General features: G+C 70.4%; 6 protein-coding genes. 3 read left to right on the forward strand and 3 right to left on the reverse strand.

Going from position 1 to position 5,961, the window contains the following annotated elements; all coding sequences use genetic code 11:
* Positions 1-71: 71 nt before the first annotated feature.
* A complete protein-coding gene (locus GKQ77_RS25895) occupies positions 72-1,070 on the reverse strand; it encodes a sigma-70 family RNA polymerase sigma factor (protein ID WP_219691354.1) in 999 nt (332 codons plus the stop codon).
* A gap of 203 nt (positions 1,071-1,273) precedes the next feature.
* Here GKQ77_RS25895 and GKQ77_RS25900 point away from each other — a divergent pair, with 203 nt between their 5' ends.
* From GKQ77_RS25900 to GKQ77_RS25910, 3 genes are all read left to right on the forward strand, one after another.
* Positions 1,274-1,795 carry a GNAT family N-acetyltransferase gene (locus GKQ77_RS25900; RefSeq protein ID WP_219691359.1) on the forward strand — a complete coding sequence of 174 codons (522 nt, stop codon included), beginning with the start codon at positions 1,274-1,276 and terminating at the stop codon, positions 1,793-1,795.
* Between the two features lie 69 nt (positions 1,796-1,864).
* Positions 1,865-2,920 (forward strand): questin oxidase family protein, encoded by a 1,056-nt coding sequence (locus GKQ77_RS25905; RefSeq protein ID WP_219691355.1) that lies wholly within the window; start codon positions 1,865-1,867, stop codon positions 2,918-2,920.
* A 131-nt stretch (positions 2,921-3,051) separates the two neighbouring features.
* Positions 3,052-3,567, forward strand: a complete 516-nt coding sequence (locus GKQ77_RS25910) for a MarR family winged helix-turn-helix transcriptional regulator (RefSeq protein ID WP_219691356.1) — start codon at positions 3,052-3,054, stop codon at positions 3,565-3,567.
* A gap of 19 nt (positions 3,568-3,586) precedes the next feature.
* On the opposite strand, the gene GKQ77_RS25915 is transcribed toward GKQ77_RS25910, so the two are convergent.
* Positions 3,587-5,092 carry an MFS transporter gene (locus GKQ77_RS25915; protein WP_219691357.1) on the reverse strand — a complete coding sequence of 502 codons (1,506 nt, stop codon included), beginning with the start codon at positions 5,090-5,092 and terminating at the stop codon, positions 3,587-3,589.
* 73 nt (positions 5,093-5,165) lie between these two features.
* Positions 5,166-5,822 carry a TetR/AcrR family transcriptional regulator gene (locus GKQ77_RS25920; RefSeq protein ID WP_219691358.1) on the reverse strand — a complete coding sequence of 219 codons (657 nt, stop codon included), beginning with the start codon at positions 5,820-5,822 and terminating at the stop codon, positions 5,166-5,168.
* Between the last annotated feature and the right edge of the window lie 139 nt (positions 5,823-5,961).

Below are 5,961 nucleotides of genomic sequence, written 5' to 3' on the forward strand. Positions count from 1 at the left end.
GGGTGGGAAAACACCGCGCGAAGCGCGAAGAAAACCCCCGAGCCCCGGGAGAACCGCCCAGGGCCGGCCGCCTAGGCCACCGCGTCGAACCCCGTATCCCGAGCCAACTTCTTCAGCTCCAGCAACGCATGCTTCTCGATCTGCCGAATCCGCTCGCGGGTGAGGCCATGCTCCTTGCCGACCTCCGTCAGCGTCCGCTCGCGGCCGTCCTCGATGCCGTACCGCATCTTGATGATGGACGCCGTGCGCTGGTCGAGGCGGCCCAGCAGGCCGTCCAGCTCCTCGCTGCGCAGCAGCGACAGGACGGACTGCTCGGGCGAGACGGCGGAGGTGTCCTCGAGGAGGTCACCGAACTGGGTGTCGCCCTGGTCGTCCACGCCCATGTTCAGCGAGACGGGGTCGCGGGCCCAGTCCAGGACGTCGATGACGCGCTCGGGCGTCGAGGACAGCTCGGCGGCGACCTCCGCGGGCTCCGGGTCCCGGCCGTGCTCGCGGTTGAACTCGCGCTGCACGCGGCGGATCCGGCCCAGCTCCTCGACCAGGTGGACGGGGAGGCGGATGGTGCGGGACTGGTCGGCTATCGAGCGCGTGATGGCCTGGCGGATCCACCACGTGGCGTACGTGGAGAACTTGAAACCCTTGGCGTAGTCGAACTTCTCGACCGCGCGCACCAGGCCCGCGTTCCCCTCCTGGATCAGGTCGAGCAGGGGCAGGCCACTGCGCGGATAGCGGCGGGCGACCGCGACCACGAGCCGGAGGTTCGAACGGATGAAGACGTCCTTGGCCCGCTCACCGTCGGCGACGAGGGCTTCCAGCTCCTCGCGGTCGGCGGTGACCTTGCTGTCCTCGACCTCGGCGTCCAGGATCTTGCGGGCGTACACACCCGCTTCGATGATCTGGGACAGCTCCACTTCCTTGGCGGCGTCCAGCAGCGGCGTACGCGCGATCTCGTCGAGGTACATGCCGACCAGGTCGCGGTCGGCGATCTCCCCGCCTACGGCGCGAACACTGCGTGCCGCGTCGGACCCACCGGAGGCGGACTTACGACGGGCGACGGCACGGGTTGCCATGCGTGCTCCCTTGCGATGTGGATTCCTGGTCGGCCCTTTTGTGGGGCCTCTGTGGCGGATGGCACACCCTCGAGTGCCCTGCATCCGATGGAAACAACGACTGGAATCCGGACAGAATTCCCAAGCCGCGCATCTTTTTTCCTGACGGTGCAGTACCCTGTGCCGCCACGTGGGGAGGCCAGACAGTGACAGGCGGTACCGAGGTGCAGGTCAGGCCGGGGGTCGAGACGGATCTCGAAGCCCTCACCGACCTCTACAACCACTACGTACGTGAGACGGCCATCACCTTCGACACCGTCACCTTCCTGCCGGAAGAGCGACGCCCTTGGCTGCTCTCCCACCCGAAAGACGGCCCCTACCGCCTCTTGGTTGCCCAGGAACGGGATTCCGACACCTGCCCGGGCCGGCTGCTCGGGTACGCCACCAGTAGCCCTTTCCGCGCGAAGCCCGCTTACTCCACCTCGGTGGAAGTCAGTGTGTACTGCGCGCCGGACGCCGCCGGGCGCGGCATCGGCACGCTGCTCTACAAGGCGCTCATCGAGGCCCTGGAGGGCGAGGACCTGCACCGCGCCTACGCCGGGATCGCCCAGCCGAACGAGGCCTCGGTCCGGCTCCACGAGCGCTTCGGGTTCCGGCACGTGGGGACGTACGAGGAAGTGGGCAGGAAGTTCGGGCGGTACTGGGATGTCGCCTGGTACGAGCGTCCCCTCGGCCCGCGGACCTAGGGCGCGGGGCGCCGGACCTAGGGCGCGGGACCGTTACGGACGAGTCGATCAGGGGCCTACGGTCCCGGCATGACCGACACCACAGGCATTCTGGACGAGGCGCTGACGCGGCTGCACGGCTTCGGGCCCGAGCGTCAGGGGCGCCTCACCAATCACGCGCCCATGGCCGTCGAGGCGCTAGCCGCGCGCGGGCAGGCGGGGGCGGTGCACAGATGGCTCGATCTCTACGCCCCGAAGCTGGAGGAGTTTCCCGCGTCCGCCGCCCCGCTCACCGGCGTCGGCGCCGATGCCGATGCCGAGCGGCGGGCCGCGCTGGGCGATCCTCGCCGGGCCGGGGACTGGATCGCGTACTTCCTCCGGGAGGTCGAGGCGCGGCCCTGGCGGGACGTGCTCGCCGAGTGGTGGCCGGTGCTGCTGCCCGGGATGTACGGGGGTTCGACGCACCCGGTGATCCGGGTGGGCCACGCCGTGCGCGCCCTGGCGGGCGGCGAGGCCACCGCGCCCCGTGTCGCCGAACTCGCGCACGGCCTCGGCTACTGGGCCGCTCGGCACCGGCCCGTCACCGGCCTCGCCACGGTGCCGGGTGCCGAGAGCGCGGCGGGCGCGGAGAGCGCGGCCGGTGCGCTGGAGGCGGTGGTGCCCATCGAGGGCCCGGCGGAGGGCGGCTTTCCCGCGCGGCTCGACCGCGTGCGGGCGCTGCCGGCGTGGGCGGCGTCCGTGGACGGCCCCGAGGAGGCGCGGCGCAGGCTGACTGAGCTGGTGCGGGCGGCGACGCATCGGTATGCCACGCATGGGCATGGCGAGGAGATCATGCTCGTGCATGCGGCGACGGCGCCGAACGCGGTGTTGCGGGCGCTGGCTGTGTTGCCTCGCGAGTTGTGGGTGCCGAGCCTTCATGCGGCCTGGACCGCGTCGGCTGCGGTCACGGCCATGTACGCGCCGTCCTCGCCGGTGGCGTATGAGGTGCGGGGGGCTTTCTCTGCGGAGGAGGTTGTTGAGCTGGCGCTCGCTCATGGGGATGAGCATGTGATCAAGCTGGCCGACACGGCCTTGGATGTGGGCGATGAGGGGGCGCTGGCGGCTGCCGTGCGGGGCGTTGAGCTTAATGAGCCCCTCGGCGGCTAAGGGGGCCTCTGTTGTAATTCATCTGCGGGTCCGCTGGGGCTGGGCGCGCAGTTCCCCGCGCCCCTTCGGGGCGCCTCCACTGGCCGTGCGCTTCGTTAAAGGTTCAAGGAAGCGGCTCGTACAGTAGGTACATGGATACGGCACCCACTCCCTCCCGGAACGGCGGACCCCGCTGGCTCGACGGCGATGAGCAGCGCGTCTGGCGGGCCTACCTCCAGGCGACCACGCTTCTCGACGACGTCCTCGACCGTCAGCTCCAGCGTGACGCGGGCATGCCGCACATGTACTACGGGCTCCTGGTCCAGCTCTCCGACGCCCCCCGGCGGCGCCTTCGGATGACCGAGCTCGCCAAGACCGTGAAGATCACCCGCTCCCGGCTCTCGCACGCGATCGCGCGCCTGGAGAAGAGCGGCTGGGTGCGCCGCGAGGAGTGCCCCTCGGACAAGCGCGGCCAGCTCGCGGTCCTCACCGACGAGGGGTTCGAGGTGCTTCGCAGGACCGCGCCGGGCCACGTCACCGCCGTACGCCAGGCGCTCTTCGACCGGCTCACCCCCGAACAGCAGAAGTCCCTCGGCGAGATCATGACGATCGTCGCCGAGGGACTTCAGCCGCAGGAGGCCGGTGCGGACCTTCCCTGGCTCCGCTAGGAGGCCGTGCCGGACGGGGTCAGTGGGCCATCACCGGGATCTTGACCTCGCCCTCGGTGCCCTCCGCCGAGTCCGCGTCCCCGGACGCCCCGGGGCCGCCCTGGTGGCCGGTGTTGATGAACGTCGCCGCGATCAGCGCGGCGAGCGCCAGGATGCCGACCGCCCACCAGATGGCGCTGGTGTAGCCCTCGACCATGGCCTGCGCCTGGACGAGCTTCAGGTTGCCGCCCTCGGCCACGTGGTCCACGAGGTACGCGGAGGTCGCGGAGGCGGCGATGGTGTTCAGGAGCGCCGTGCCGATCGCGCCGCCGACCTGCTGCGAGGTGTTGACCATCGCGGAGGCGACACCGGCGTCACGGGCCTCGACGCCGTGGGTGGACAGCGACATCGCGGGCATGAACGCCGTACCCATGCCGAGGCCCAGCATCAGCTGCGCGGGCAGGATCAGACCGGCGTACGAGGTGCCGATCTCCAGCTGGGTCAGGAGCAGCATGCCGAGCGCGGCGAGCAGAAAGCCCGGGGCCATCAGCAGCCGCGGCGGGACGCGGGTCATCAGGCGGGCGCCGAGCTGCGTGGAGCCCACGATCATGCCGACGATCATCGGCAGGAAGGCGAAGCCGGTCTTGACCGGCGAGTAGCCCTTGACGATCTGCAGGTAGTACGTGAGGAACAGGAACAGGCCGAACATCGCGATGATGGCGAGGCCGAGCGAGAGGTAGACGCCACCGCGGTTGCGCTCGGTCAGGACGCGCAGCGGGAGCAGCGGCGACTTGACCCTGGCCTCGGTGACGACGAACGCGGCGAGCAGCACGACCGAGGCGACGAACGCGCCGATGGTCACGGAGTCCGACCAGCCCTCGGACTCGGCGCGGGTGAAGCCGTAGACGAGCGTGACCAGGCCGAGGGTGGAGAGGACCACGCCGGGGATGTCGAGCGGCGAGCGGTTGCGGGTGCCGGCCGGCTCACTGATGACGAAGTACGCGCCCAGGGCGGCGATCACCGCGAAGGGGATGTTGACGAAGAACGTCCAGCGCCAGTTCAGGTACTCGGTGAGGAAGCCGCCGAGGATCAGGCCGACGGCGCCGCCGCCACCGGCGATCGCGCCGTAGATGCCGAAGGCCTTGGCGCGCTCCTTCGCATCCGTGAACATCACCGCGAGCAGGGAGAGCGCGGCGGGCGCGAGCAGTGCGCCGAAGACACCCTGGAGTGCGCGGGCGCCGAGCATCATGGCCTCGCCGGTCGCGGCACCGCCGAGGGCGGAGGCCACGGCGAAGCCGATGAGGCCGGTCACGAAGGTGCGCTTGCGGCCCCACAGGTCGGCGATGCGGCCGCCGAAGAGCAGCAGGCCGCCAAAGGCGAGGGCGTAGGCCGTGATGACCCACTGGCGGTTGCCGTCGGATATGCCGAGGTCCTCCTGGGCGGAGGGCAGCGCGATGTTCACGATGGTCGCGTCGAGGACGACCATCAGCTGGGCGAGGGCGATGAAGACGAGGGCTTTCCAGCGCCTCGGATCTGCTTCTGACATGGAAGTGGCCACCTAGCGGTAAGGAAGTTGCGAAACGTGAATAAGTGAATACGTACGTATGTAAGGGGTGGGGTCAGCGCTGCCGGAGGTCCTCCAGAGTCGCCGCCTCCCCCGGAAGTTCGGAGCGTGCGGGCGCCATCAGGCCGTCGAGGAACAGCTGCAGATGGCGGTGGACGAAGCGGTCCATGTTCGGGCAGGGCGTGCCCGGCAGGGGCCGCCCGAGCTGGGAGAGGGCGATCATCAGGTCACCGAGGGCGATGTCGGTGCGCAGCTGCCCGGCCGCGCGGGCCCGATCCACGAGGCCTTCGATGGAGCGCTCCATGCGCTCCCGGGCGTCGATCAGGTCGGGGTGGTCGGGGTCGAAGCCGGACTGCAGCATCGGGCACAGGGCGCCGATCCGTTCGTCGGCCGCCGCGTGCACGAAGGTGCGCAGTGCCGTGAAGGCGGCGTCCTTGTCGGCGTCCGCCGTGGCGATGCCCTGCTCGGCGAGGTCCGCGACGCGGCCGGTCACATAGCGGACGACGTGGCGCACCAGCTCGTCGCGGTCGGCGAAGTGGCGGTAGACCGTGGCGTTGCCGACGCCCGCTCGGCGCGCGACCTCGTCGAGGGGTACGTCGGGTCCGTACTCCACGAACATCTCGCGTGCGGCGGCGACGATCCGCTCCCGGTTGCGCAGGGCGTCGGCCCGCGGGCGGGCGGCCCGGCGCGTGGGGGCGGTGGCGGTGTCCACGGCTGCTCCTCTGATCGAAGGTTCTGCGGCGACTGATCGGCGGTCGTCCGGCGAGTGATCGGCGGTTGTCCGGCGATGCGGGGAGTCAGTCCCCGTTTCGCGCGAACACACGTCTAAACGGGGAAGGACTCCCCGGATA

Source organism: Streptomyces anatolicus, from assembly GCF_019400875.1.
Lineage (GTDB): Bacteria > Actinomycetota > Actinomycetes > Streptomycetales > Streptomycetaceae > Streptomyces > Streptomyces anatolicus.